Origin of the sequence: Pseudomonas sp. WS 5010, assembly GCF_012985565.1 — a bacterium.
GTDB lineage: Bacteria > Pseudomonadota > Gammaproteobacteria > Pseudomonadales > Pseudomonadaceae > Aquipseudomonas.
The window spans coordinates 638,353-663,398 of the sequence record NZ_JAAQWQ010000006.1; the positions used below are offsets into that span (position 1 = coordinate 638,353).

The 25,046-nt window shown below is 63.5% G+C and carries 22 protein-coding genes; 2 read left to right on the forward strand and 20 right to left on the reverse strand.

Going from position 1 to position 25,046, the window contains the following annotated elements; all coding sequences use genetic code 11:
• Window positions 1–33: 33 nt before the first annotated feature.
• From HBO11_RS23025 to HBO11_RS23060, 8 genes are all read right to left on the reverse strand, one after another.
• Window positions 34–1,530 carry a YdgA family protein gene (locus HBO11_RS23025; RefSeq protein ID WP_170058993.1) on the reverse strand — a complete coding sequence of 499 codons (1,497 nt, stop codon included), beginning with the start codon at window positions 1,528–1,530 and terminating at the stop codon, window positions 34–36.
• A 231-nt stretch (window positions 1,531–1,761) separates the two neighbouring features.
• Window positions 1,762–2,394 carry an NADH:ubiquinone oxidoreductase subunit N gene (locus HBO11_RS23030; RefSeq protein ID WP_169953982.1) on the reverse strand — a complete coding sequence of 211 codons (633 nt, stop codon included), beginning with the start codon at window positions 2,392–2,394 and terminating at the stop codon, window positions 1,762–1,764.
• An 81-nt stretch (window positions 2,395–2,475) separates the two neighbouring features.
• Window positions 2,476–3,918: an efflux transporter outer membrane subunit gene (locus HBO11_RS23035; RefSeq protein WP_169953983.1), complete on the reverse strand. Its 1,443-nt coding sequence runs from the start codon at window positions 3,916–3,918 to the stop codon at window positions 2,476–2,478.
• Window positions 3,915–4,805, reverse strand: a complete 891-nt coding sequence (locus HBO11_RS23040) for an efflux RND transporter periplasmic adaptor subunit (RefSeq protein WP_169953984.1) — start codon at window positions 4,803–4,805, stop codon at window positions 3,915–3,917. The genes HBO11_RS23035 and HBO11_RS23040 overlap by 4 nt, the downstream gene beginning before the upstream one ends.
• Window positions 4,802–5,011 carry a DUF1656 domain-containing protein gene (locus HBO11_RS23045; protein WP_029298814.1) on the reverse strand — a complete coding sequence of 70 codons (210 nt, stop codon included), beginning with the start codon at window positions 5,009–5,011 and terminating at the stop codon, window positions 4,802–4,804. The genes HBO11_RS23040 and HBO11_RS23045 overlap by 4 nt, the downstream gene beginning before the upstream one ends.
• On the reverse strand, window positions 5,008–7,086 hold the full coding sequence (locus HBO11_RS23050) for an FUSC family protein (protein ID WP_169953985.1): 2,079 nt from the start codon (window positions 7,084–7,086) through the stop codon (window positions 5,008–5,010). The genes HBO11_RS23045 and HBO11_RS23050 overlap by 4 nt, the downstream gene beginning before the upstream one ends.
• A complete protein-coding gene (locus HBO11_RS23055) occupies window positions 7,083–7,514 on the reverse strand; it encodes a MarR family transcriptional regulator (protein WP_169953986.1) in 432 nt (143 codons plus the stop codon). The genes HBO11_RS23050 and HBO11_RS23055 overlap by 4 nt, the downstream gene beginning before the upstream one ends.
• Window positions 7,515–7,802: 288 nt before the next feature.
• On the reverse strand, window positions 7,803–8,045 hold the full coding sequence (locus HBO11_RS23060; protein ID WP_169953987.1) for a DUF2789 domain-containing protein: 243 nt from the start codon (window positions 8,043–8,045) through the stop codon (window positions 7,803–7,805).
• A gap of 149 nt (window positions 8,046–8,194) precedes the next feature.
• On the opposite strand from HBO11_RS23060, the gene HBO11_RS23065 reads away from it, so the two are divergent.
• Both HBO11_RS23065 and HBO11_RS23070 read left to right on the forward strand, forming a co-directional pair.
• Window positions 8,195–10,351 carry an outer membrane assembly lipoprotein YfiO gene (locus tag HBO11_RS23065; RefSeq protein WP_169953988.1) on the forward strand — a complete coding sequence of 719 codons (2,157 nt, stop codon included), beginning with the start codon at window positions 8,195–8,197 and terminating at the stop codon, window positions 10,349–10,351.
• A 4-nt stretch (window positions 10,352–10,355) separates the two neighbouring features.
• Window positions 10,356–11,063 (forward strand): DUF3142 domain-containing protein, encoded by a 708-nt coding sequence (locus tag HBO11_RS23070; RefSeq protein ID WP_169953989.1) that lies wholly within the window; start codon window positions 10,356–10,358, stop codon window positions 11,061–11,063.
• A gap of 44 nt (window positions 11,064–11,107) precedes the next feature.
• Here HBO11_RS23070 and HBO11_RS23075 read toward each other — a convergent pair whose 3' ends face one another.
• From HBO11_RS23075 to HBO11_RS23130, 12 genes are all read right to left on the reverse strand, one after another.
• Window positions 11,108–13,561, reverse strand: a complete 2,454-nt coding sequence (locus tag HBO11_RS23075; protein WP_169953990.1) for a TonB-dependent siderophore receptor — start codon at window positions 13,559–13,561, stop codon at window positions 11,108–11,110.
• Window positions 13,562–13,787: 226 nt separating this feature from the next.
• A complete protein-coding gene (locus HBO11_RS23080; RefSeq protein ID WP_169953991.1) occupies window positions 13,788–14,744 on the reverse strand; it encodes a FecR domain-containing protein in 957 nt (318 codons plus the stop codon).
• Complete coding sequence (locus tag HBO11_RS23085; protein WP_169953992.1) at window positions 14,741–15,250, reverse strand: sigma-70 family RNA polymerase sigma factor; 510 nt, start codon at window positions 15,248–15,250, stop codon at window positions 14,741–14,743. The genes HBO11_RS23080 and HBO11_RS23085 overlap by 4 nt, the downstream gene beginning before the upstream one ends.
• A 73-nt stretch (window positions 15,251–15,323) precedes the next feature.
• Window positions 15,324–16,769 (reverse strand): efflux transporter outer membrane subunit, encoded by a 1,446-nt coding sequence (locus HBO11_RS23090; RefSeq protein WP_169953993.1) that lies wholly within the window; start codon window positions 16,767–16,769, stop codon window positions 15,324–15,326.
• Entirely contained in the window at window positions 16,766–17,824 is a 1,059-nt protein-coding gene (locus HBO11_RS23095; protein ID WP_169953994.1) for an HlyD family secretion protein, read from the reverse strand. Before HBO11_RS23095 ends, HBO11_RS23090 begins: the two co-directional genes overlap by 4 nt.
• A 25-nt stretch (window positions 17,825–17,849) precedes the next feature.
• Window positions 17,850–19,385, reverse strand: coding sequence for an MFS transporter (locus tag HBO11_RS23100; RefSeq protein ID WP_169953995.1), 1,536 nt, complete (start codon window positions 19,383–19,385; stop codon window positions 17,850–17,852).
• A gap of 209 nt (window positions 19,386–19,594) precedes the next feature.
• Window positions 19,595–20,515: a LysR family transcriptional regulator gene (locus tag HBO11_RS23105; RefSeq protein WP_169953996.1), complete on the reverse strand. Its 921-nt coding sequence runs from the start codon at window positions 20,513–20,515 to the stop codon at window positions 19,595–19,597.
• A gap of 52 nt (window positions 20,516–20,567) precedes the next feature.
• Window positions 20,568–21,194 (reverse strand): TonB family protein, encoded by a 627-nt coding sequence (locus HBO11_RS23110; protein WP_169953997.1) that lies wholly within the window; start codon window positions 21,192–21,194, stop codon window positions 20,568–20,570.
• A 99-nt stretch (window positions 21,195–21,293) separates the two neighbouring features.
• Complete coding sequence (locus HBO11_RS23115) at window positions 21,294–22,142, reverse strand: ABC transporter permease (protein ID WP_057438937.1); 849 nt, start codon at window positions 22,140–22,142, stop codon at window positions 21,294–21,296.
• Between the two features lie 12 nt (window positions 22,143–22,154).
• The gene (locus HBO11_RS23120) at window positions 22,155–23,006 is read right to left on the reverse strand and encodes an ABC transporter ATP-binding protein (RefSeq protein WP_169953998.1); all 852 of its coding nucleotides are present in this window, start codon (window positions 23,004–23,006) and stop codon (window positions 22,155–22,157) included.
• Window position 23,007: 1 nt separating this feature from the next.
• Window positions 23,008–24,033, reverse strand: a complete 1,026-nt coding sequence (locus HBO11_RS23125) for an ABC transporter substrate-binding protein (RefSeq protein WP_169953999.1) — start codon at window positions 24,031–24,033, stop codon at window positions 23,008–23,010.
• A 14-nt stretch (window positions 24,034–24,047) separates the two neighbouring features.
• Window positions 24,048–24,932: a TauD/TfdA family dioxygenase gene (locus HBO11_RS23130; RefSeq protein WP_169954000.1), complete on the reverse strand. Its 885-nt coding sequence runs from the start codon at window positions 24,930–24,932 to the stop codon at window positions 24,048–24,050.
• Window positions 24,933–25,046 lie beyond the last annotated feature (114 nt).

Here is a 25,046-nt window from a genome sequence, read left to right on the forward strand (position 1 = left end):
CACAGACCGTATTTCTACAGGGGGCGGGCGGCCTTACTGCGCGCCGCTGACCGCACCCAGTTTGCCCAGTACGCCGCCGATAAACTGCTCGACGGTCATTTTCTGGCCATTGAAGGTCACTTCATTGTTGGCGTAGTGCAGCTTGGCCAGGATGTCGTTGCCTTCCAGGGTCGCCAACTGCGTGCCAACAGCCATGCCGCTGACCATCTCGCTGGCCATCTGCGATTGCTGCTCGATGGCTTTCGGGTCGGTCACGCCACCGATCTGCGCTTGCAGGGCAGCCACATCAGAGATCATCGGCTTGGACAGGGTCAGGTTGGCATCCAGCAGGGTAATCATCTGCTTGGCCAGTTCAACCGGCGGCAGCTCCATGGTGGACGGCTTGGTCAGGTCCACCACCAGGTTGAAGCGGCTTTCGCCATTGGCGGTCTTCAGGGACAGGTTTTCCAGGGCCACTTGCGGCTTGGCGGCCAGCAGCAGGTCAACGTTGGCCTGGGCCAGCACTTGCTCGGCTTCGCTCAGTTGCAGTTCTGGGATCGGTTGGCCGGCAGCCTGGGCAGCCTGCACCGGTTGCATCTTGTCCTGATAGAGCTTGGTCAGCACCATGGTCGATGGCACGTCGATGTTCTTGACGCTCACGGCCATGGCCGCCGAACCCACGGGTTTGCCCTGGTATCCGATCTCGGTGATTTTGTAGTCGACGCGACCGCTGAGGTTGTTGTCCTTGGTATCGCTGCTGTCTTTCTGCTCAAAACCTTTGACAGTCAGCACGGCTTGTTCCGGGCCAAAGGTGAACGTGCTGTTGCTCAACACGACGGTATTCTGGCCGACATAAAAGCCGAAGTTGCTCTTGGTCAAGTTACTGGCGAGGGTCAAGCCATTGAGCTCTGCCTGGAACGGTGCCCCCTTGGGGTCGACCAGGGAGACCTTGAGGGCGTCCATGTAACCGTCGACCTTGATCTCTGTCGCCTTTTCGGTGTTGAAGTAGTCCATGTTCAGGCCGGAGAAGGTGACACTGGTGGTGCCGTCCTTGTACTCCAGGGGCAGCAGCTCCAGGTTGCCGTTGACCGAACGGTTGAAGCCGATGTTGGCCACGCCCTTGACCGGCGAAACGTCCTTGGTGGCGGCGAACCATTTTTCGGTGGTCGGGTTCTTCTCAAGCGCCAAATGGCTGGTAGCCAGCACCGGCCACCACTTCAGGGTTACCAGGCGCGAGAAGGGCAGCGGGCCGTGTTCGATACGGTCGACAAACAGCAGTTCGCTGTCTTTGAACTGTTCACCGAATGCCGCACCTTCAGCCTTGAGACGGAAGTGGCCGGTGCTGCTGAACCAGCCGCGGTCCAGGGAGACCATCTCCAGGATCATGCGGCCATCGACACCGGCCAGGGAGCGTTCCATCTCCTTGTTGGCGTCTTCGATCGTGGTTTTCAGCACCCCTTCCAACTGGCTGCCGGTGTACCAGGCACCGCCAGCACTGACCACGCCGACGGCGGCAACAAAACCCAAGAGTACAACGGCTGATTTATTCATGAAGTGTCCTGATCCAATCCTGTGCGAAGTGGGCTGTCTTCCCTGAACCCCGAAGTGGGGCGTCGGCTCAAGCCCGCCGAAAATCGGGGCAAGGTTAGCACTGGCAAGGGGGCTTGTCGCAAGGCCCGCCATACACACGCCCCCGGCTTGCCGGCGATGGCGGCCGAATGGGCGGCGCAGGGCTCAAGGTCGTCTCGCCGGCAAGCCGGCGCCTACAGGGGGCGGTGGGGGTCAGGAGTATTCCATCTCGATCTCGTCGAGCTGGTGATCGAAGCTCTTCAGCCGTGCGGTCCAGGTGTACACCAGCACTTCAAACTCGCGATGAATCACCGCATTGCCCGGTGTGTCGGCCTTGGGGTCGTAGAAGTCCAGCTGGTAACGCTCGCGGGCCATGGCGGTGGCAACGTCTGACAGCTCCCGGGCGTTGTTCAGCCAATGCCGTCCTTCAGCCACTTGCCGGTCGAGTACCACGCATTGTTTCTTCAAGGCTTCGAGGCTTTTTTCCAGGGGGGTGCCGGTCAGTTCGCCCATGACTTCCTGGAACGTACGCCCCGGCTGCCAGTAGCTACCCCAAAAATAGCGGTCGAACACGGTTTCGACCCGGCGCAGGGCAACCTTGGTGTCCCAGATCGCCACCCGCGTCTTGCCTTGCTCGAGGATTTTCTTCTGGGTCCGCTGGCCCTGGTACGACGCCCAGGCCACCACGCCCACGGACAATGCGGCGATCAACGCGCAGGCGCTGTCGAGGAACACCATGGCCTTATCCAGTTGATGGGCCAGCATGACACCGTAGAAGTAAGTCGCCGATAACAACACCAGTGCGAAGAGCACGCACCAGAAAGCGGGAGCATAAGGGTTTTTCATTATTGGAATCCCCATGAGCAACGCAGGCAGTGATCAGCGGGCCATCACGCAAGCCCGTCTGATCAAAGCATAGCAACCGCCTCAGGGTTTGCCGGGTTCCGTACCTTGCGTTCGTCCGCTTTCCCAACCGCCGCCCAGGGCCAGGAACAGGTCGATCTGGCTCATTGCCACCTGGCTATTGGCCTGGGCCAGTTGCGCGCGCATATCGGTGTAGGTGCGCGTGGCCTGCAGGTCGGCGAGAAACGACTCGCGGCCGGCCTGGAAGAAGCGGTGCGTCTGGTCGGCGGCCTGTTGCGCCGACTGCTCGGCCTCGGCCAGGGCATCGCGGCGCTGCAATTGGGCGGTGTATTGCGCAAGCCCGGTCTGGGTCTCGCGGATGGCATTGAGCACCACCCCGTCAAAGTGCGCCAGGGCGCCCTGGGTCGCGGCTTCGGCTTCGTGGATGCGCGCACGCGAGCCGTTGGATGGCACCGTCCAGCTCAACAAGGGGCCGAAACCCCAGCGGTTGGTGGCCGGTTTGCCGAGGTTGTCGATAATGCCCACGGTGCCAATGGAGGCGCCGATGCTGATATCCGGGTACAGCTCGCCGGTGGCCACGCCAATGCCCGCCGTCGCCGCCGCCAACCGGCGTTCGGCCTGGCGCACGTCGGGGCGGCGCTTGAGCAGGGTTGCGCCGTCGCCCACCGGTAGCAGTTGGGCAATCTGCGGCAACTGGGCGCAATCGCGGGTGCCGGTCGGCAATTGGTCCAGGGGCTTGGCCAGGAGCATCGACAGGCGGAACAACCCCGCCTGGCGCGCCGCCTCAAAGCGCGGCAGTTCGGCGCGCAGAGACTTGAATTGGGTTTGCGAGCGGGTGACCTGGGTTTCATCGCCCCGCCCGGCATCGCGCAGGCGCTGGGTCAGGCGCGTGCTCTGGGCTTGCAGGTCGAGGGACTGTTGGGCGATGTGCAGCTCTTCGTTGGCCGCGCACACCTGGGTGTAGGAGCGCACCACGTCCGCCACCAGGGTGATGCGCGCGGTATCGACGGCAGCCTGGGTCGCGTCGGCATTGGCCTGGGCGCCTTCGATGCCGCGCTGCAGGGTGCCGAACAGGTCGAACTGATAGGAGGTGGTGATGCCGATATCACCGACATTCGCCACCGGCACTTTATTGGCCTGCAAAAAGGCCTCGCCGGACTCCTGCAAACGCTGGGCGCCAAGCTTGACCCCGCCGCTCCAGCCGCCCGCCGATTGCGCTTCCTGCACCTGGAAACGCGCCCGTTGCAGGTTGGCTGCCGCCACGCGCAGGTCGGTGTTGGAGGCCATGGCCTGGCGCACCAGTTCATCCAGGCGCGGGTCCTGATACAGCTTCCACCAGTCGGCGGGCACCGGGGCCGAGACCACATGACTGCCCTGCCCGGCCAATTGGCCTTGCAGGTCGCCACGGTTGATCGCCGCTTGGTCCGGCAACTGGTAATCCGGGCCTACCACCTGGCAGGCCGACAGCAGCAGCCCCAGCCCTGCGGTCGCCAGCAGTTGCTTCATGGCTGGTCTCCGGCCTTGGGCTGGTCATCGATGATCGAGACGGTGGCCGTGCGCCCGGCGATCATGCGGAAATCCGCCGGCACATCATCAAAGGCAATACGCACCGGAATCCGCTGGGCCAGGCGCACCCAACTGAACGCCGGGTTGACGTTGGGCAGCAGGTTGGAGCCGCTGGTGCGGTCGCGGTCTTCGATGCCGGCGACGATGCTCTGCACATGCCCGCGCAAGCGCGCGTTGTCGCCAATCACGCGGATATCCACGCGTTGGCCGACATGGATGCCGTCCAGCTTGGTCTCTTCAAAGTAGCCGTCGATGTGGAAGGAGTTGCTGTCCACCACCGACAACACCGGGCGCCCGGCGGTCACGAACTCCTGGGCCCGAGGCGCACGGTCGTTGACGTAGCCGTCCACCGGGCTGCGGATCACCGAGCGGTCGAGGTTGAGCTGGGCGCTGTCCACCGTTACCTGCGCTTCGGCCAGGGCCGACTGGGCGCGGGCCACGCGGGACTGGCTTTCTTCCAGTTGCTCGCTGGCCACCAGGTTGCCCAGGCCACGGTTGCGCTTGGCTTCGCGCTGGGCCTGGGCCAGGGTTTCCTGGCGGTCGGCCACGGCCGCCTGGGCCTGGCGCAGGGCGAGCTTGAAGCGGTCCTGGTCCACCGAAAACAGCACCTGGCCACGGGTTACCAACTGGTTGTCGCGCACGTCCACTTGCTGGATCAGCCCGGACACGTCCGGGGCGATCTGCACGATGTCGGCGCGGATATGCCCGTCGCGGGTCCAGGGCGCGAACATGTAGTACATCACCATGCGCCAGACCACGACGCAGGCGAAGGTCACTACCAGTAATGTCAGGACCACACGGCCAATCGTCAAAAAAGGTTTTTTCATGTCATCAGGTATCGACTGAGTGAGTCCACAGCGCCCAGCAACAGCGCGTAGAGAGCCACATTGAATAATGCCCGGTGCCAGACCAGGCGATAGAAGTGGACGCGGTTCAACAGCCCGTGCACCACCAGGTAAAAGCCATACGTAATGCCCATCAGCACCAGCAGGGTGGGCAGGAATACCCCGCTGATATCCAGGTCACCGATCATAGAGGCGCTCCATCGGGTAACGGCGCGTCCATCTCGCCTGTGCTGACAAACTCCACGCCGGGCAACAACGCCAGGCGCAAACCGCTGAGGGCGTGCAGCAGGTGCAGGCGGGTTTCGCCCTCGCCTTGCAGGCCCTGGCCATTGAGGGCGCGGCGGGTGCGGTCCAGGGTCATCAGCAGACCGCTGGGAGCCGGCAGGCGTTCACCGGCTTTCAGGCACGCCTTGAAGTACTCGCCGACCTCCGCCACCACCTGGTCGAGCAACACCCGTGGCACGCCCAGGATGCGGGGTGCGTAGGCCAGCAGGTCGAGCAGGTTCAGCGCCACGCGCAGCTCGCGCAGGGCGACGCCGGTGTCCTGGCCGGTCATGGCCAGGCGCGGCAGGTGCTGCATCAGGCGGTCGAGCATTTGCACGCCCAGGCGCCGGTGCTCGGCGAGGGTCGCCGGCTGCGTGAGCCCGACGATATCGCGCCAGCTGAAACGGGTCAGGCGCTTGGCCGCCAGTTCGGCGCCAAAGGGCCGTGCAATCAGGGTCCAGACAAAGGCAAACAGCAAGCCCACGGGGCCGGCGAGGTTGGAGTTGGCGAAGCTCAGAAAATCCGCGTCATAGGCGCCCTGGATGCTGATAAAGGACGAGGTGTTGACGATGGTCAGCAGCATGCCCAGGTAGAAGCGCGGTTGCACCGTCAGGGTGCCGACCCAGATAAAGGGCACCGCGAACGCCAGCACCAGCATCGGGAAATCATGCAGGTTGGGCAGGATCAGAAACAGGTAGAGGCTGGCGAACAGCACCGACATCGCGGTCCAGAAAAAGAACCGGTAGATCTGCGGCGCCGGGTCGTCCATCGAGGCGAAGAAACTGCACGCTACCGCCGCGAGGATCACCGCGCTGCCGCCGTCGGTCCAGCCCAGCAGAATCCACAGCACCGAGGCGACGATGATCGCGCTGACCGTGGAAAACGCCGAGTAGAACATCAGGCCACGGTCAAGAAACGGCGTCAGCCGGCCCAGGCGCCAATGGCGGTAGACCGCGCGCCACGGGGCCTGGCTTTCGCTGTGGATGGCAGCTTGCAGGCTGCGGCAGTCTTGCCACAGGTCGATCCACTCGCCAAGGCGATACAGCGCGTTGGAAAACAGCAACTGATAGCGATCGTCCAGGGCCTCGGCGTCGGGTTGCAGGGCTTCGAGCTGGTCACGCAGGGCGCGCCAGCGTTCCACCGACGCCTCACTGGCGGTGCTTTGCAGCCACTCGGTGGTGGCCGCCAGCAGCGGCGCAAACTTGCTGACCAACTCCGGGGTGCGGCGCTCCAGGGCATACAGCGCGTCATCCAGGGCATCCACCACCGGCAACAGATGGATCATGCGCCCGCGCAGTTCCTTGGTGTTGCGCACCGTTTGTGGCCGCGCGCCTTCGTGGGGCAGTTGGCCGATCATCAATTCCAGGGTGTTGAAGGTCGCGACCATGCCGCCGCGCAGGCTGCTGACTTCTTCGGGCTGCACATTACGCGTGAGGAAGCGCTGGCTGTAGACCGTCGCGTCGGCAAACCATTTGCGCACCGAATCATCGAACACCGGCGCCAGGCGCCGTGGCCAGAACATCGCGCCGACCACCGCCGCCACGGCGATGCCAAGGAAGATCTCTTCGGTGCGCGCCTCGGCCACATCCCACACCGCCAGGGGGTTATCCACCACCGGCAGGGCGATCAACGGCAAGGTGTAACCCGCCAGCATCAACGCGTAGCTGTTGGCGGTGCGCAAATGCAGGGACAGAAACAGCAGAATGCCAGTCCACAGTGCAATCACCACCACCAGCAGGAACGGCGTCTGCACAAACATCGGCACGAAAAACACCGCCGCCATCGCCCCCAGAAAGGTGCCGATCGCACGGTACAAGGCCTTGGAGCTGGTGGGCCCGACAAACGGGCTGGAAACGATATACACCGTGGCCATCGCCCAATACGGACGCGGCATTTGCATGAGCATGGCGATGTACAGGGCAATCATGGAGGCGGCGAAAGTGCGCACGCCGTAGAACCAATCCCGGGCCGGCGGCATGCCGGTAAAAAATCCGTTCAAGAAGCCACGACCACGGGCGGCTGGCTGGCGTCTTCGAAAGCGCGCAGTACCCGCAACGCTGCCTCCAGGTCGGCAGGGGCAATATCTGCCAGCACTTCACGGCGCAGGCGCACCAATTGTGCTTCAACGGCCTGTACCAACTCCCGGCCCCGTTCGGTCAGGCTCAAGGCCTTGGCGCGGCGGTCGTGCAGGTCTTCGGCGCGGCACACATAACCTGCGCTGCACAGTTGGTCCAGCAGGCGCACCAGGGATGGGCTTTCCATCCCCGAGGCCTGGGCCACCTTGACTTGATGCACGCCGTCGCCAAGACGGCCGATCATCAGTAAAGGCACCGCACAGGCTTCGGAAATACCGTAGCTCACCAGCGTGGTCTGGCAGATTTTGCGCCAGTGACGGGCGCCTGCGACCATGCTGCTGCTGAGGCTCATATGTAGGGTTTCGAGGGTTTGGGGCACGAGATCATTCGCATACAGTTAGTTTGCTAACTATCAATATGATCAAGGAATGGAATCTCGTCAAGTTTTGATACAAATTCACAGATAGGCGGTGGGACACCCACATACCGCGTCACCCTGTGGGAGCTGTCGAGCCTTGGCGAGGCTGCGATGGCAGTGGCACTGCGTGCATGGATGGTGGCTCACCCACCGCTATCGCAGCCTCGCTGGGGCTCGACAGCTCCCACATTCGATTGCCGTTGTCTTGCACAGTGCGTTCGCTTAAGCACGACCGCTGCGCAGCAGCACATTCAACTCATCCACCACTTCCGCCCAATCCGCATCCTCCAGGATTTCTTCGCGCAAAAACGCCTTCTGGCTCGGCGTCCAGAAAAACGCATCTTCGAGTTTCAACTCTGCCTTGAGCGGTGAATGCACGGCGACAAAACGCTCAATGCTGATGGCATCATCGGCCAGTCCGAGCTGTTTGAACAACGACGGCAGGCTGTGAACAGGCGATTCCATGACAACTCCAAGACGAGGTAATTGCCCACAGTCTAGACCGATAAAACCCACAGATTGGCGGCCATACGTGCAACATTTTGCAATGTTCACGTTATCATCTTCACCTTCCGCCCAGCGGCATCCACGGACTCCCGGAATAAGGACAATTCATGCGCATCGGTCTTCTGTCATCCCTGACCCTGGCACTGTGTGCCGGCGTATCCCTGCAGGCCCAGGCCAGTGGCGACGACTCGTGCTACCCCGACTGGCGCGTGTCCCAGGATTCGCTGACCGCTTGCAGCAACATGCCGTTCCTGAGCCCCGGCAACGACAGCCGGACCAACCTGCGCCTGTTGCTCGCGGCAAAAAAGAACGCGCCCCTGACCCCCAATCCGCTGGGTGAAGATGACCTGGCCCAGGGCTTCGGCCCGGTGCCGTTCCCGGTGTATCGCCTGGTGCCCCGCCCGCCCGAGGGGCAGACGCCCGCAGAACAAGGCGCGCAGCTTGCGCAGTTGTTGGCCGCGCTGGGCATCCAGCACGAGGTCACGGCGGCGGCGGGCGACCAGTTTTTGTGGGGCGAAGGCAGCCGTTGCCGCAGTAACAATGTGCAGAGCGCCACCGACTTTGTGCGCCAAGTGACCAACGCCGATGTGCCGGCGAATGAGCGTGTACTGCTGGCCAATGCCCGCTTGAAACTGCTCGGCACCTGCGACTGGCAGGGCGAGGTGCTGCTGGAGCCGCAGTTGATCACTTCCACCCAGGGTCGCGAACTGACCACCTACCTGCTCGCCGCCTCCGACTTTTACAGCGGGCGCTTTGTGTATGCCGAGCGTGGATTTGCCGCAGTCACCCTGACCACGTTGCCGTGGCTGAAGGAAACGGCGGTGTACATGATCGCCCGCGCGTCCCTCAACCATGCCCAGGAAAATGCGTTTGACGAGTACGGCTTGCCCCAGCGCCAGGCTGTGGATAAGTCTGCGCTGGACGAAGCCGAGCACAGTTTCCTCAGCTACCTGAACACTTATCCACAGGGTGAATACGCCCCTTCCGCTCGTGGCCTGCTGCGCCGGGTGCATTGGCTGGCTGGCGATGCGACCAAACTGGCCGACGACTACGCCTGGCAACTGACCGAGGCCAGCGATGCCGAGCGCAATGGCTCCATCGATGAGCTGGTGGAAGAAACCGACAACAAGCTGCTGACCAGCTACGCCGAGACCATCCGCAACCCCTTGTTACTGGCGATCAACGACCTGATGTGGATGCGCGCCAACAACCCGCCCAAGCTGACCCGCGCCACCCTCGACGGACAAAAGGCCGCGTTTGCCAACGAGCCTGCGCTGTACGACTACTTGCAGGCGGCGTTCGCCCTGTATGTCGAGCACCAGCCAGACCAGGCGTTGAAGCATCTGCCACAGGAGCTGCCAGCGAGCCTGGATTACCTGGCATTCAGCCAGCAAACCCTGCGCGGCCTGGCCCTGCAAGCCAAGCAGGACTGGAAAGGCGCCGAGGCACTGTGGCTGCAACTGCTGCCACTGGCCAAGCAGCCCTTGCAGCGCGATCAAGTGGAGCTGGCCCTGGCGATGAACTACGAACGCAGCGGCCAATTGGCCAAGGTGTTCGCTGCCGACTCGCCGATCCAGACCCAGCAAGTGCGCTATATCCTGTTGCGCAGCGTGGCCGGGCCCGAGTTGCTGCGCCAGCAGATCAGCCAGGCCAGCGACCCGCTGGAGCGCAGTACCGCGCAATTTGTGTTGCTCTACAAAGACCTGCTGCGGGGCCAGTTCGCGACCTTTGCCCAAGACTTGCAGCAACTGCCGGCCGCCCCTGCCGCAGACAAGCTCGGCACCAGCCTGGGCTATGTGTACGACGGTGGCCAGGCACTGACCCTGTTCCGCTGGAGCGGCGACAAGGCCGCCTCCGGCTACACCTGCCCGACCATCGCGCAAACCGCCAGCACCTTGCAGGACGACCCGAAAAACCCACACGGCCTCAACTGCCTGGGTGAGTTCATCCTGCGCAACGGCCTGGACGATATGCCCCTGGAACAGGCCCGCTCGGCCGGCAGCCTGGGCAGCACTGCATCGGGCTTCACCGGGGAAACCTTCTCGCGGCTCGAGGGCTACCAACAAGTGATCGCCAACCCCAAGGCGCCCCGTGACGACAAGGCCTATGCACTGTTCCGGGCGATCAACTGCTATGCGCCTTCGGGCTATAACAGCTGCGGTGGCGAAGATGTGGACAAGGCCGTGCGCAAGGGCTGGTTCCGCCAGTTGAAAACCGGGTTTGCCGACACCCAGTGGGGCAAATCGCTGCAGTACTACTGGTAAGCCGGTGAAAGGCTTGTGGCTGGCGCTGCTGGTACTGGCGAGCCCGGCCTTCGGCGCAGTCGACGCCCGCGACCATGAAGCCTTCTGGCTGTGGAGCGGCGTCGCGCCACAGCCGGTGCTCAAGCAGGCCAAGACCCTGTACATCCTCCAGGGCCAGATCAACTCGACCCGCCGCCAGCCCGAACGCGGCGTGCAGTTCATCGCCCAGGGCATGAGCGTGCCGCGCATCCGCCAGGGCGAAGTGTGGATCGTGTACCGCACCCATACCTTGCGCTGGCCAGAACCGGTCTACACAAAAATGCTCGGGCAGGTGCAACGCTGGCGCGCAGCGGGCAACCCGGTGGTCGGGATCCAGATCGACTTCGACGCCCGCACCCAATACCTGCACGAATACGCCACCTTCCTCAAAGACCTGCGCCAGCGCTTGCCGAAGGAGTTGCGCCTGAGCATCACCGGCCTGATGGACTGGAGCAGCAACGCCGACCCGGCCGCCATCGCCCAGCTTAAGGGCGTAGTGGATGAAGTGGTGGTGCAGACCTATCAGGGCCGCCACAGCATCCCCGATTACGCGGCGTACCTGCCCCGGATGAACCGACTGGGAATGCCGTTCAAGATCGGCTTGATCCAGGGCGGGGAATGGCAGGAGCCGGGGTATTTGCAGGGGAGCGAGTGGTTTCGGGGGTATGTGGTGTTTTTGCAGAATCCAGGTTGATCCCTGTAGGAACCGGCTTGCCGGCTCCTACAGGGGATAGCGTCTTACCAGTCGTAAGTCAGGCTCGACACCACCGTACGCCCTTCGCCGTAGTAGCAATCCAGGTCGCTGGTGCACTGCGATACGTAGGTCTTGTTGGCAAGGTTCTGCACGTTCATCGCCAGCTTCACGCCTTTGAGTTTCAGGGGCGAGGCGCTCAGGTCGTAGCTCAGGCTGGCATCGTAGACGGTGTAGGACGGCACGGTGAACGCGCCGGCAAAGTAGTCACCCATGCTGCTGCGCGAGTAGCGGGCGCCCAGGCCTGCGCCGAGGCCGGCCAGGGGGGTGTCGCCGATCACGGTGTAGTTGACCCACAGCGCCGCCGTCAGGGGTGAGATACCGGCCGGGTGGCGGCCTTCGCGACCTTCGTTGTCCTTGGTGTACTTGATGTCGTTGCGCGCCGCCGAAGCGACCACATCCCAGGAATCGTTCAACACGGCCTTGGCTTCGAACTCGACGCCGCGCGAGCGCATGGCGCCGCTCTGGCTACTGAAGTTGCTCGGCGGATTGGCCGTCAGGATGTTTTCCTGGTCCAGTTGATAGACCGAGACCTGCACAAAACTTTCCTGGCCCGGGGGCTGGTACTTCACGCCGACTTCGTACTGGTTGCCGGTGGACGGGTCGAAGGGTTTCTGGTTGGCATCGGTGCCGGACAGCGGCAGGAAGGACTCCGAGTAGCTGATAAACGGCGCCAGGCCGTTATCGAACAGGTACACCAGGCCCGCGCGGCCGGTGAAGGCCTGGTCCTTGCTGCTGGTGCGGTCGTCGCTCAGCGGCGCCTTGTTGACCACATTGGCCCAGTCATAGCGCCCACCCAGCACCAGTGCCCATTTGTCCCACTTGATCTGGTCCTGCACATACAGGCCGGTCTGGGTGATGGTGTTGTCCCAGCGATAGGGCTGGCCGAAGTTCAGCGGCTGGCCATACACCGGGTTGAACAGATCGATGATCGGCGGGTTGCGGTCATAAAGGCCGAGGAACCTGGAGTTGGAGTGGTAGTAATCCAGGCCCACGATCAGGGTGTGGGAGAACTCGCCAGTGATGAATTCGGCCTGGGCGATGTTATCCACGCCAATCACTTTGTTGTTCTGCCTCCAGTCCACGCCGAAACGTTGCAGGTAGCGTTGATCCATCGCGCCAGTGGCCGGGTTGGCGACAAAACGGTAGCCGTGCAACGGCGCCCTGTAGCGGTCGTCCACTTCGGCATAGCGCGCGTTTTGCTTGAGGGTCCAGGTGTCGTTCAGCCGATGGGACAACTCGTAGCCGAAGGCGAATTGTTCGCGGTTGTACTTGTTGACGCCCGGCTCGCCGATAAACACATCACGGTCGATCTTGCCGTTGGGGTTGCGCCAGATCGTGCCGGACGCCGGCAGGCCCTGGGCCTCGGGCACGCCCTTGTCTTTCTGGTACTGGGCGAACAGGGTCAGGCTGGTGTCGTCGTTGGGCCGCCAGGTCAGGCTCGGCGCAATGAATTGGCGGCGGTTTTCGAAGTAGTCGATCTCGCCCTGCTCGTCCTTGAGGCGCCCGGTGAGGCGATAGAAGAATTGCCCTTGATCATCCAGCGGGCCGCTAAGGTCAATGGCCGCGCTTTTGTGTTCGTAGGTGCCGGCTTCGAGCACCACCTGGCGCACCGGGGTCTCGCTGGGGCGCTTGCTGACCATATTGACGATGCCGCCCGGCTGGTTGTGCCCGTACAGCACCGATGCCGGGCCCTTGAGCACTTCGATGCGCTCCAGGGAATAGGGCTCGATCTGCAACGCACCGCCGGTACTGCCGCCGCCGTAAGGCAGGTGCAGGCCGTCGAGGTACAAGGGGGTGGGCGAGAAGCCACGGGATGTCGGCTCGTCGAACAGCTTGACCCGGTCGGAGAACCCCCCGGCGCTCATGCCGGGGGTGTACAGCAGCGCCTGGGTCACGCTTTGCGCGCCGCGCGCCTTGATTTCGGCAGCGGTGATCACGTTGATGGTCTGGGGGATTTCCACCAGCGCCGCATCGGTCTTGCTGCCCGTGGCACTGCGGGTGGCGACGATGCCGTCGACCGGGCCCCAGGCGTTTTCCTGGGCCTGCTGGGCGCTGATCTGGGTTGCGCCCAACTGCACCGAACCGTCCCCCGACAGCGCCTGCACCGACCAGCCGCCGCCCGACTGCAGCGCCACCAGGCCGCTGCCGGCCAACAAGCGCTCCAAGCCCGGCCCGGTGGCATAGCGGCCCTGCAAGCCAGGGCTGCGTTTGCCGGCAGTCAGTGATGCATCCACCGAGAGCAAAATCCCCGAAGCGCTGGCGAAACGGTTCAACGCCTGGTCCAGGCTGCCAGCAGGGATGTTGTATTGGCGCAAGGCTTCGCCAGCGCTCTCCTGGGCCTGGACCAGGGTCGGGACGAGCGGCACAGTCGCCAGCACACTGACAAACAGGCCACGGCGCAGGGCGCGGGCCAGGGGTTGGATTGGGTGGTGCGGCATTGCAGGACTCCCCGTGAGAACGCTTCTTGATTGGCTTTCAAGAGGTATCCCGGACGGGATTGAAAAACCGACAAAAGAAAATCAAAAAAAATGCGGCCACTGACTTTCCACACCAAAACACCATCAATGTGGGAGCTGGCTTGCCTGCAATAGAGGTGGGTCGGTTAGCCCATCTGTCACTGATACACCGCTATCGCAGGCAAGCCCGCTCCCACCGTTGATCGACTCAAACCCTGGCTTTTAGGGTGACCCAATAGCGCGTCACCGCATGCACCCGTACCGGCAATGAGCGCTCAAGGGCGGTGAGGATCGCATCGGTGTCATTGAGCGGAAACACACCGGTCAGCAACAGCCCGGACACGGCCTCGTCACAGCGCAACACCCCCGGCCGATAACGGCTCAGTTCAGCCACAAAACGCCCCAGCGGCTGGCGCTCGGCAATCAGACGGTGCTGGGCCCAGCTGCTGGCGTTGGCATCCAGCGCAGTCACTGCCGAGGTCTGCGTTGCACTGAACCACAGGCTGTCACCCGCGTTCATCAGCACCGGCACACCCTGTACCGGGCGCACCTGCAGGCGCCCTTCATACAGGTCGACGCGGCTGCCGTCGTCCAGTTCGCGCACGGCAAAGCGGGTGCCCAGGGCCTGGATATCGCCCGCAGCGGTTTCGACGATCAGCGGGCGGGACGGGTCGTGGCCGCTGGTCAGCAGGATCTCGCCACGAATCAGGCGGATGCGCCGCTCAGTGGCACTAAAGCGCAGGTCGATGGCACTGTCGCTGTTGAGGTCCAGGTGGGTGCCGTCGCTCAAGGTCAGGTGGCGAATTTCGCCCGTGGCGGTGCGGTGCTCGGCAAACGCCGCCTGCCACGGCTGGCTGCCCTGCACCAGGTAGCCGCTGCCACCGGCTACCAGCAACAGTCCGAGCAGTTTCAACGCAGCCCGACGCTGTGGGTCCGGCGCGTCGCGCAACACCGCGCGGGCGCTGTCTGCGGGTACGCCGCCCAAGGTCTGCTGCAACTGCTGCAACCGCTGCCAGGCGCGACGATGCTCCGGGTCAGCGGCCTGCCAATGGGCAAAGGCCTGGCGCTGGGCCCCGTCGAATTCGCCACCCCATTGCAGCATCAACCACTCGCTGGCCTGTTCGACCACGGCCTGGGCAATCGGCGCGTCATGGCGGGCTCTCATTCTTCGTAAGCCACCTGGTAGCAGGCGATGATCGCGCGGGTCATGTACTTCTGCACCGAGCTGATCGTTACCCCCAGGCGCTCGGCGATCTGCGCGTAGGTCAGGCCTTCGAACTGCGACAACAGGAACGCCCGGCGCACGTTCTCGGGCATGCGGTCGAGCATGGCATCGATCTGCATCAGGGTTTCGAGGATCAATGCGCGGGTTTCCAGGGACGGCGACTCGGGCTCCGGCAGGTGGGCAATGCTTTGCAGATAGGCGCGCTCGATGCGCAGGCGCCGCCATTGATCGATCACCAGGTTGCGCGCGATCTGCGTCAGGTAGCTGCGGCTCTCCTTGGCCCCGGGAATACGCCCCGACACCAGCAGGCGCAGGAAGGTGTCCTGCGCCACGTCGGCGGCGTGCTCACGGTCGCCCAGGCGCTTGCGCAGCCAGCCTTGCAGCCAACCATGATGGTCGCGGTACAGGAGATGAAGCTGTTGCTGGCCGTCAGTCGCGGTGTCCATGAATCGCCCGGATACACTATTGAGAGCAATTATCATTACAGCTTGTATCGCGACTGGCAAAAAACTTTATCAGTTACCGCCCGGCGGTCTGCAACGGATACACCGACTCCCAGCCCCCGCCCAATGCCTTGTACAAGCCGACCATGGCCAGGGACACGCCGGTGGAGCTTTCCACCCATTGCTCCTGGGTCGCCAGCAAGGCGCTCTGCACCGTGAGCACGTTGACGAAATCCACCACCCCTTCGACGTACTGGTGCTGGGCGGTGTCCAGGGCAATCTGGTTCTGGCGCACGGCTTCGGCGAGGCTGTCGCGGCGCAATTGGCTGGCGTTGTAGCGGGTCAACTGGTCGTCGATTTCATGCCAGGCGCGCAACACGGTCTGCTGGTACGCCAGGGCCGCTTCCTGCTGCTGGGCTTCGCGCAGATCGAGCATGCCTTGCAGGCGGCCGCCGTTGAACAGCGGCAGGCTCAGCGATGGGCCGAAAGCAAAGGTGCGTGAGCCCCAGGAGCCCAGATCCGACAATTGCATGGCCTGGGAACCGAGGCTGCCTGACAGGGTGATCCGTGGGTAGAAGTCGCCCTTGGCCACGCCGATGCTCGCGGTCGCCGCATGCAGGCGCGCCTCGGCCTGGCGGATATCCGGGCGGCGCTGTGCCAGTTGCGACGGCAGGCCAATCGCAACCTGGCGCTGGGTCTGGGGCACCGCCGCGTCCGGCGACAGTTGTGCATGCAAGGCTTGCGGGGCCTGGCCCATCAGCAGGCTCAGGGCGTTGATCAACTGGTCCTGGCGCTGCTGCAAATCCGGCAGGCGCGCTTCGATGGCGGCCACTTGCGCCGCAGCTTCAGCGACATCCAGGTGGGTGGCCACGCCATCGGCCAAGCGCAGTTGCGAGAGCTTCAGGCTGCGCCGTGCGACGTCGAGGTTTTGCTCGGTGACCGCACGGGTACTTTGCACGCCGCGTAGCTGGATGTAGTCCTGGGCAGTCTCGGCCAAGACCGACAGCAGCACACTGCGGCGGTCGTTTTCGGCCACTTGCAGGGTGGCGTCGGCGGCTTCGGTTTCGCGCCGTACCCGGCCCCAGAAGTCCAGTTCCCAGGAGGCCGCAAAGCCTGCGTCCCACAGGTTGAAGGCCGAACGGCCGTTATTGCCGGAGGGATCGCTCAGGCCGTTGGCGCTATTGCGTTTGCGGCCATAGTTGCCGTCGGCGCTGACCTGCGGGTAGCGCTCGGCAGTCGTCACCTGGCGCACCGCGCGGCTCTGTTGCAGGCGGCTGCTGGCCAGTTTCAGGTCGAGGTTGTCACTCAGTGCCCGGCGCACCAGGGCCGACAGTTGCGGGTCGTGGAACACGTCCCACCACTGCTCTTCCAATGGGTCGCTGACCGCACGGCTGGCGGCCTGGCGCCCCTGGGGCTCGGCCCAGTGCGCCGCTGGCTGGGCGTCGGGGCGCTTAAAATCCGGGCCGACGGTGCAAGCGCCCAGGCTGATCAGGCTGAGAGTAAGCAGCGCGAGTTTTCTCATTGCTGCGCCACCTCACGTTGCTGCGCGCTGGGCTGTGTGTTGACGCTGGCCTCCACCGACATCCCGACCCGCAGGCGATGAACCTGCGCCTGGCCCGGCTCCAGGATGATTTTCACCGGGATGCGCTGCACCACCTTGGTGAAATTGCCGGTGGCGTTGTCGGGCTTGACCGAAGCGAAGGTCACGCCCGTGGCCGGTGCCAGGCTTTCCAGGTGGCCGTTGAGGACTTCACCGTCAAGGCTGTCGACCCGCACTTCAACCGCCTGGCCGGCGTGCATGTGGGACAGTTGGTTTTCCTGGAAATTGGCCACCACATACGCGTCGGCCAACGGCACCACGGCGAGGATCTTGCTACCCGGGGTGACAAAGGCACCGACCCGCACCGCCCGCTCGCCGACCATGCCATCCACCGGCGCGACAATGCGCGTGTACGACAGTTGATAGCTGGCCATTTCCAGCGCGGCCTGGGCACGCTTCAAGCCACCTTCGGCGGCATCGCGCTGGGCGCTGAGGATTTCCACCTGCTTGCGCTCGGCGGCCAATACCGCCGTGGCGTTGGCCAGGCGCGCGGTGGCCTGGTCGATGCGGGTCCTGGCTTGCTGGGCGTTCTGCACGGTACCTGCGCCAACTCCGGCAAGGTGGTTGTAGCGGTTCAATTCGTGCTCGGCAAAGGCCACTTCGGCGCGGTCGGCGGCCACCGTGGCCTGGGCCTGGGCGATCACCGAGCTTTGCCGCTCAAGGGTGGCCACTGCGTTTTTCAGCTGGGCCTGGGCCATCAGGGTTTCGGCATCGGCGGCCTGGGCGGCGGCGCGCAAGTCGCGGTCATCGATCAGCGCCAGCAACTGCCCGGCCTTGACCTGCTGGTTGTCCTCCACCAACACCTCTTTGATAAACCCGGCGACCCGTGGTGCCACCAAGGTGTAGTCGGCGGCGACGAAGGCGTCGTTGGTGGTCTGGCGCTTGCTGCCAAACACACCCGGCGCCAGCAGGTACACCAGCGCGCCCACGGCGAATACGCTGATAACAGTCACGGCAATCTGGTCTTTGCGTTTCATAAAAATCCTTTGTTTCAGTCAACAATCAAGCGGGTGCGCGCGGCGGGAAAATCCGCGTCGGCATCCAGAAAATCAGGAGGATCAACGCCACCGCGACACCGGCCATGACGTAATAAAGATCCGCAGAAGTCAGCACCACGGCCTGCTGGTGCAGGCGGTGGGCAAGGCCCGTGGCATCGCTGTCAGCCAGGGGTGAGTTACCCAGGGCGTCCACCAGCATGGTCGAGTGGAAATGCAGGCGGTGGGTGGTCAGCACCTCGATCACCCCGGTGGCGACCACCGCCGCCAGGCCCTTGACCGTGTTGAACCAGGCCGAGGCAAACGGCCCGTCGGTGGGCACGATGCTGCCGGTGGACAGCATCAACAGCGGCAACACCGCCATCGGCTGCCCGAAGATTTGCAGCAGTTGCAGCACGTAGAACTCATCCCGGATCCACGCCGAGGTCAGTTGCGCGCCGCCAAGGCAGGACAAGGTCAGCATGCCCAGGCCAATCCCCAGCACCCAGCGGCAATCCACCCAGCGCAGGTTGCACAGGGCGGCCACCAGGGGCAGCGCGAGCAACTGCGGCAGCGCCATGATCAGCATCACCGGCGCGGTTTGCAGCGGCCGGTAACCCTGCACCTGCGCCAGGTAGCTGGACGGCAGGATGATCACCGCCTGCAACACCACCAGCACCCCGGCCAACACGATCAGGGCGAAGGCCAGGTTGCGCAGGCCGAGCATCTGCAACTTGAAGAACGGCATCGGGTGTGACCATTCATTGAGCATGAACAGCACCAGCAACAGCACCCCGCCAATCAGCAGCGTGGTGATCAGCGGCGACTCGAACCAGTCCAGGCGGTTGCCCTGCAAAATGCCGATCACCAGCATGCAGATCGCCGGAAAACCCAGCAGCAGGCCGCGCCAGTTGAACTGCTTGAGGCGCTCCAGGCGCAGCGGGTCCTGGGGCAAGCCGTAGGCCACGGCGGCCATGGCCAGCAGGCACGGTGCGACGATCTGCCAGAACGCCCACTGCCAGCCGACGTATTCGGTCCAGAGTGCCGCCAACGGTGTGCCGAGGCTGGGGCCGAAAGTGGCGGTCAGGGCGTAGCCGGCCAGGCCGTAGAGCTTGACGTGGGCCGGCAAGAAACGCAGGGCCACGGTCATCAGCATCGGCGGCAAGGCTCCACCGGCCAGGCCTTGCAGGGTGCGCAGTAACAGCAGGCTTTCATAATTCGGCGCCAGCGGGCAAAGCACCCCCAGCAGGGTAAACAGGCCGATGGCCCACAGGGTGAAGCGGCGCAGCGAAAACGTCACCGAACACCACGGCGCAAAGGCCATGGCCGAGACGGAAGTGGCGGTGTAGGCAGCAACCAGCCAGGTACCTTCGTCAAACCCGATGTACAGCGCACCGCGGATATCGGCGAGGGCGACCTTGGTCACCATTTCGTTCAGGCCCGAGACCAGTACCGCCAGCAGCACGCCGACCAGGCCGATGATGATCCGTGGGCCGAACACAGGGGGGCTGACGGCGGCGGGTTTGGCGGCGGCCAAGGGCGCGGGGGCAGCGAGGGAAGTCATGAAGGTACAACTCGGCAATAGAATACCCGAGCAGTTTAATAAGGCTTAGACATGACGAAAACTGACTTGTGGGAAGGTTATAACTGCATCAGACGCAATGATTGAATGTAGGAGCTGGCTTGCCTGCGATAGCGGTGTATCAGTTACAGATGCGTTAGCTGACACACCGCTATCGCAGGCAAGCCAGCTCCTACATTTGATCGGGGTCATCAGACCGGCTGGGCTTCGCGCCAGGTCGCCGCGCAGCTTTCGCGCATGGTTTCGCGCAGCCATCGGTGCGCCGGGTCTTTGTCGAAGCGCGGGTGCCAGGCCTGGGTCAGGACCAGGGTCGGCAGGGAAATCGGCAGGGTGAATGCGCGCAGTGGCAGTTTCAGGCGATTGGCGCTGTACAGCGCTTCCTTGGGCACCGGCAGGATCAGGTCGGAGTCGGGCAGCATGAACATCGCACCGTGAAACCCCGGCGCGATCATCGCCACCCGGCGCTCCAGGCCCTGGGCACTGAGGGCAGTGTCGATCGGCCCACGGGCGATACCACGCCGGGAGATGCTGATATGGGAGTAGCTGGCAAAGCGCGCCGCAGTGATTTCTTCGTCGAACAGCGGGTGGCCTTCACGGGCCAGGCCGACGAAGGTGGTGGAGAACAGGTTCTGCACCTTCACTTCCGGGGTGATCGGCATGGTGTTGCCGACGCGCAGGTCCAGGCGCCCTTCGCGCAAGGCTTCATCGTCACTGTCGCCTTCCGGCACAAAACGCAGCTCGCAGTGGGGCGCCACCCGTTCCATGGCATCGAACAAACGACCGCCATACACGCCGACAAAAAAGTCATTGGCACGCACGCTGAACCGCCGGCGCAAAGTGCTCAGGTCGACCTCGTCCGCCGAGCGGAACAGCAACGCCGCCTGCTCCACCACGTTGCGCACCTGGCCCTGCAACTCCAGGGCCTTGGGCGTGGGCACCAGGCCGCGCCCGGCGCGCACCAGGATCGGATCGCCGACAGCCTCGCGGATGCGCGTCAGGGTGCGGCTCATCGCCGCCGGGCTGAGGTTCATCCGCCGTGCGGCGCCCACCACACTGCCCTCGTCGAGCAAGGCGTCGAGGGCCACCAGCAGGTTCATGTCCGGTAATTGCATGCCAAGCACTCGTGATGAATGTGGAGTACAGCGCATGCAATCGTAGCAGGCTTTATCGGTACTGTTTCAGGCTATGCGGCAGGTAATCGGCGTAGGTGGCGGTGGGATTGGCCTGACACTGGCGGACGATTTCCGGCAATAAGTTTTCCAGCTGATCGGCCAGGACCAGGCCGTCGGCATAGGTAGTTTTGCCACTGAACGCCGGCAGCATCACCGCAACGCGGGTGATGGCGAAGCTCTTCATGGCACTCAAAGGGCGGGTGGGATGCTCGCGGCGGAACTGGCTGACCTCCTCGCTCAAGTCACGGCAGGATTGAAACTTCACCTCGGTAAAGTTCAGTTGCACCCCTTCACGGCTGATGGGCTCGGGCGAAAACAGCATATCGTTGCGCGCCTCGACCACCGCAGGCCGCTCGGCGCTCACTGTCCACGGCTTGAAGCGCCATTGCTTGGCCGCACCGACAGCCGCTTCGCCAAAGGCGGGCTTGGTGGCATTGAGCGCTTTTACATCGCTGACCGATCCGTCGTTGTGGATCTTGAGGCTGATCCGCGCATGCCCCTGGGTGGTTGTCAGGGTCTTGGGGTACACCGGCTTGACCGTGAACACCACTTCAGGCTCAAACCCGGCAAAAACCGCTGTCGACGCGAGTAAGGCTGCAGCCAAGACAAGAAACCGCATGTTCGTAAATCCTTTTACCGGCCAGGCCTGACGCCAGGGCGGCGTCAGGTTCGGGCGGCATTATCGGACTCATAGCGGCCAAAGAGCAATAATTCCTATTTAGCGCTGCATGCCCCAGCGCTTCACGGTGACGCGCTCGAGGGTGTCGAACACCAGGTTTTCCACGAGCAGGCCGATCAGGATCACTACCGCCAGCCCGGCGAATACCTTGTCGGTGTACAACTCGTTGCGGTTCTGGAAGATGTACCAGCCCAGGCCGCCCTTGCCGCTGGTGGCGCCGAACACCAGTTCGGCGGCGATCAGCGTGCGCCAGGCAAAGGCCCAGCCGATCTTCAGGCCAGCGAGGATCGATGGCAGCGCCGCCGGGATCAGGATAAACAGCACAAAGCGCATGCCCTTGAGGCCGTAGTTGCGCCCGGCCATGCGCAGGGTTTCCGACACCCCCATAAACCCCGAGTAGGTGTTGAGCGCCAAGGCCCACAGCACCGAGTGCACCAGCACAAAAATCAGGCTGTTCTGCCCCAGGCCAAACCACAACAGCGCCAGGGGCAGCAGGGCAATCGCCGGCAGCGGGTTGAACATCGAGGTCAGGGTGCTCAGCAGGTCGCGGCCCATCTGGGTCGAGACCGCCAGGGTGGTCAGGGCAAATGCCAGGACGATGCCGATCAGGTAGCCCTTGAGCAGCACCACCAGCGAGATGCTGACCTTGCCCAGCAACTCGCCGCTGGCAATGCCGTCGTAGAAGGCGTGGAAGGTCTGCAAGAAGCTGGGCAGCAGCAGGTCGTTGTTCTGATAGCGCGCCGCCGCTTCCCAGAGGATCGCCAGCACGATCAGGATCAGGCCCTTGCGCAGCCAGCCTTGTTGCCACAGGCGTTGGCGCAGGGGTAAGGCGCGTTCCACGGGCACGCCGGGCAGCGGTTGCAGGGTGATTTCATATTCCTGGCGCATGGGCACAGTCCTTCAATAAGCGATGCGGATGTCGGCGAAATCCAGTTCGGTTTCTGCCTCGGGCGACTCATCGAACAACAGGCGATGAATACGCCGTGCTGACGCCTGGAACGCCACACCGCCGAGGCTGTGCAGGTCGTATTGATGGCTGTGGATTTCGGCGCGCACCCGCCCTGGATGGGGCGACAGCAACAGGATGCGATTGCCCACCACCAGGGCTTCTTCGATGGAGTGGGTGACAAACAGCAGGGTGAAGCGCACCTCTTCCCACAGCAGCAGCAACTCCTCCTGCATCTTGCGCCGGGTCAGGGCATCGAGGGCGGCGAAGGGCTCGTCCATCAGCAGGATTTTCGGCTGCATGGCCAACGCCCGGGCAATCGCCACCCGCGCCTTCATGCCACCGGACAGGGTGTGCGGATAGGCGTCGGCAAAGGCGCTCAAACCGACCTTGTCGAGGTAGTACAACGCCCGCTCCTCAGCTTCGCGGCGCTTGAGGGTCCGGGACGCCAGCAACGGGAACATCACGTTCTGCTTGACGGTTTTCCAGGGCGGCAGTTGGTCGAACTCCTGGAACACCACGATGCGATCCGGGCCCGGTTGCTCGACCTTTTGCCCCAGCAGGCGGATCTCGCCTTCGCAGGGCTTGATAAAGCCGGCCACCGCCTTGAGCAGCGTGGATTTGCCGCAGCCCGAAGGCCCCAGCAGTACAAAGCGATCAGCCGGATCGATCTCGAAGCTGACCTGGTGAGTGGCCCGCACCACCCGTTCGGGGGTGCGGTATTCCAGGCTGACTTGATCCACCGCGAGCAAGGCTTGGGCGGGACTCAGGTTGCTGGCCGTGTGGCCTTGCAAAGGCGCGTTCATCTCAGCTCCCTTGCAGCGGCTTGGCATCCTGGAAGAAGTAATCCTTCCACGACTCGGGTTTGTTCTTGATCGCGCCCACGCGGTAGAGGAATTCAGCCAGTGGGTAGGTGTTTTTCGGCGTGACGCTGAACTCAAATTGCGGGTTGTCGATGATTTTCAGCAACTCGGCCCGGTCGATCTTGGCCTTGGTCACCCGGATATAGGTGTCGGCGGCGGCGCCCTTGTCGTTCTGGGCGAACTGCGCGGCCTCGGTCAGGGCATCGATGAAGGCCTTGTAGGTTTTCGGGTTGTCGTTGCGAAACTTCTCGGTGGCGAACAACACGGTCGGCGAGTTCGGCCCCAGCAGGTCATAGGTGTTGAGCACCACATGCACGTTCGGGTTGGCCAGGGCCTGATCCTGGAACGGCGGGTTGGAGAAGTGCCCGGTCAGCTCGGTGCCGCCGGCGATCAGCGCGGCCGTGGCGTCGGGGTGCGGCACGGCGATGGTGTATTTATCCAGGCGATTGAATTCCTTGTCGCCCCATTGCTTGGCCGCAGCGTATTGCAAGAACCGCGACTGCACGGAAACCCCCACGGCCGGCACGGCGATGCGGTCTTTCTCGGTGAAGTCTGCAATGGTCTTGACCTTGGGATTGTTGCTGACCAGGTAGTACGGGAAGTTGCCCAGGGAGGCCACGGCCTTGACGTTCTGCTTGCCGTGGGTGCGGTCCCAGATGGTCAGCAGCGGGCCGACACCGGCGCCGGCAATGTCGATGGAGCCGGAAAGCAGCGCGTCATTGACCGCCGCGCCGCCGGACAACTGGGTCCAGTCGACCTTGATGTCGATACCTTCCTGCTTGCCGTATTTCTCGATCAGGTTCTGGTCGCGCACCACGTTGAGCAGCAGGTAAACGATGCCGAACTGCTCGGCAATGCGAATCTGGCCTTCGGCCTGGGCGACAGTCGGGGCAACCAGACTGCCGGCCAACAGGCTGATGCCAAGGCCCACGGTCGCGGCCAATCGTGCAAAGGGGGTTTTGCTGGACATGGTCATGCTCCGAATCAGAAGGGGGCGTCGCCCTGGATGGTGGTGCGAAACAGCTTGCGGCGCAGGTGGCTGGGGCAACCGGCGGCCAGGTGGATCAGCGAGCGGTTATCCCAGAACACCAGGTCGTGGGGCTGCCAGCTATGGCGGTAGATGTTGTGCGGGTGGACGCTGTGGGCGTAGAGCTGGGCCAGCAGGTCGCGGCTTTCGTCTTCGGGCAGGCCGACGATACGGGTGGTGAATCCTTCACTGACGAACAGTGCCTTGCGCCCGTTTTCCGGGTGGGTGCGCACCACCGGGTGCACCACCTCGGCGACCTGGGCCAGTTGTTCGGGGGTCAGGGTTGGGCGCCAGTTGCCTTCGAATTTGGTTTCGCTGTAGCGCGCGGTGTAGGAGTGCGCGGCGCTGCGGCCCTGCACGGCTTGGCGCAGATGCTCGGGCAGTTGGTCCCAGGCTTTGTGCATGTCGGCAAACAGCGTGTCGCCGCCTTCGGACGGCAACTCCTGGGCGTGGAGCATCGAACCCAGGCTCGGCAGTTCCTTGTACGACAGGTCCGAGTGCCAGAACTTGCCAGCGTCGCCCAGGCCGACGGATTGACCGTTTTCGATGATGTTGGAGACGATGAGGATTTCCGGGTGGTTGGCCAGCAGGAACTGTTTGAGCACATGGATCTGCAACACGCCGAAACGGCGGCTGAAGGCGATCTGTTGCTCAGGGGTGATGCGCTGGTCGCGGAACACCACCACATGGTGGTCCAGGTGCGCGCGGTGGATGCGGGCGAAATCCTGGTCGTTGACCGGACGCGACAGATCCAGGCCGATGATCTCGGCGCCTACGCTGCCGGGGAATGGGCGGATGTCGAAGGTTTGGGCGGTGGGCAAGGCGGCTGTGGCGGTGGACATGAGATCACTCCCTGGCAGTCAGGAGAGTGACTTTATAGATATAAGAACTGGAATTTAAATACCGTTAGAGAATAACTATATGGCCTTTTAAGGGGTTGAGGCCGGAAAGTGTGG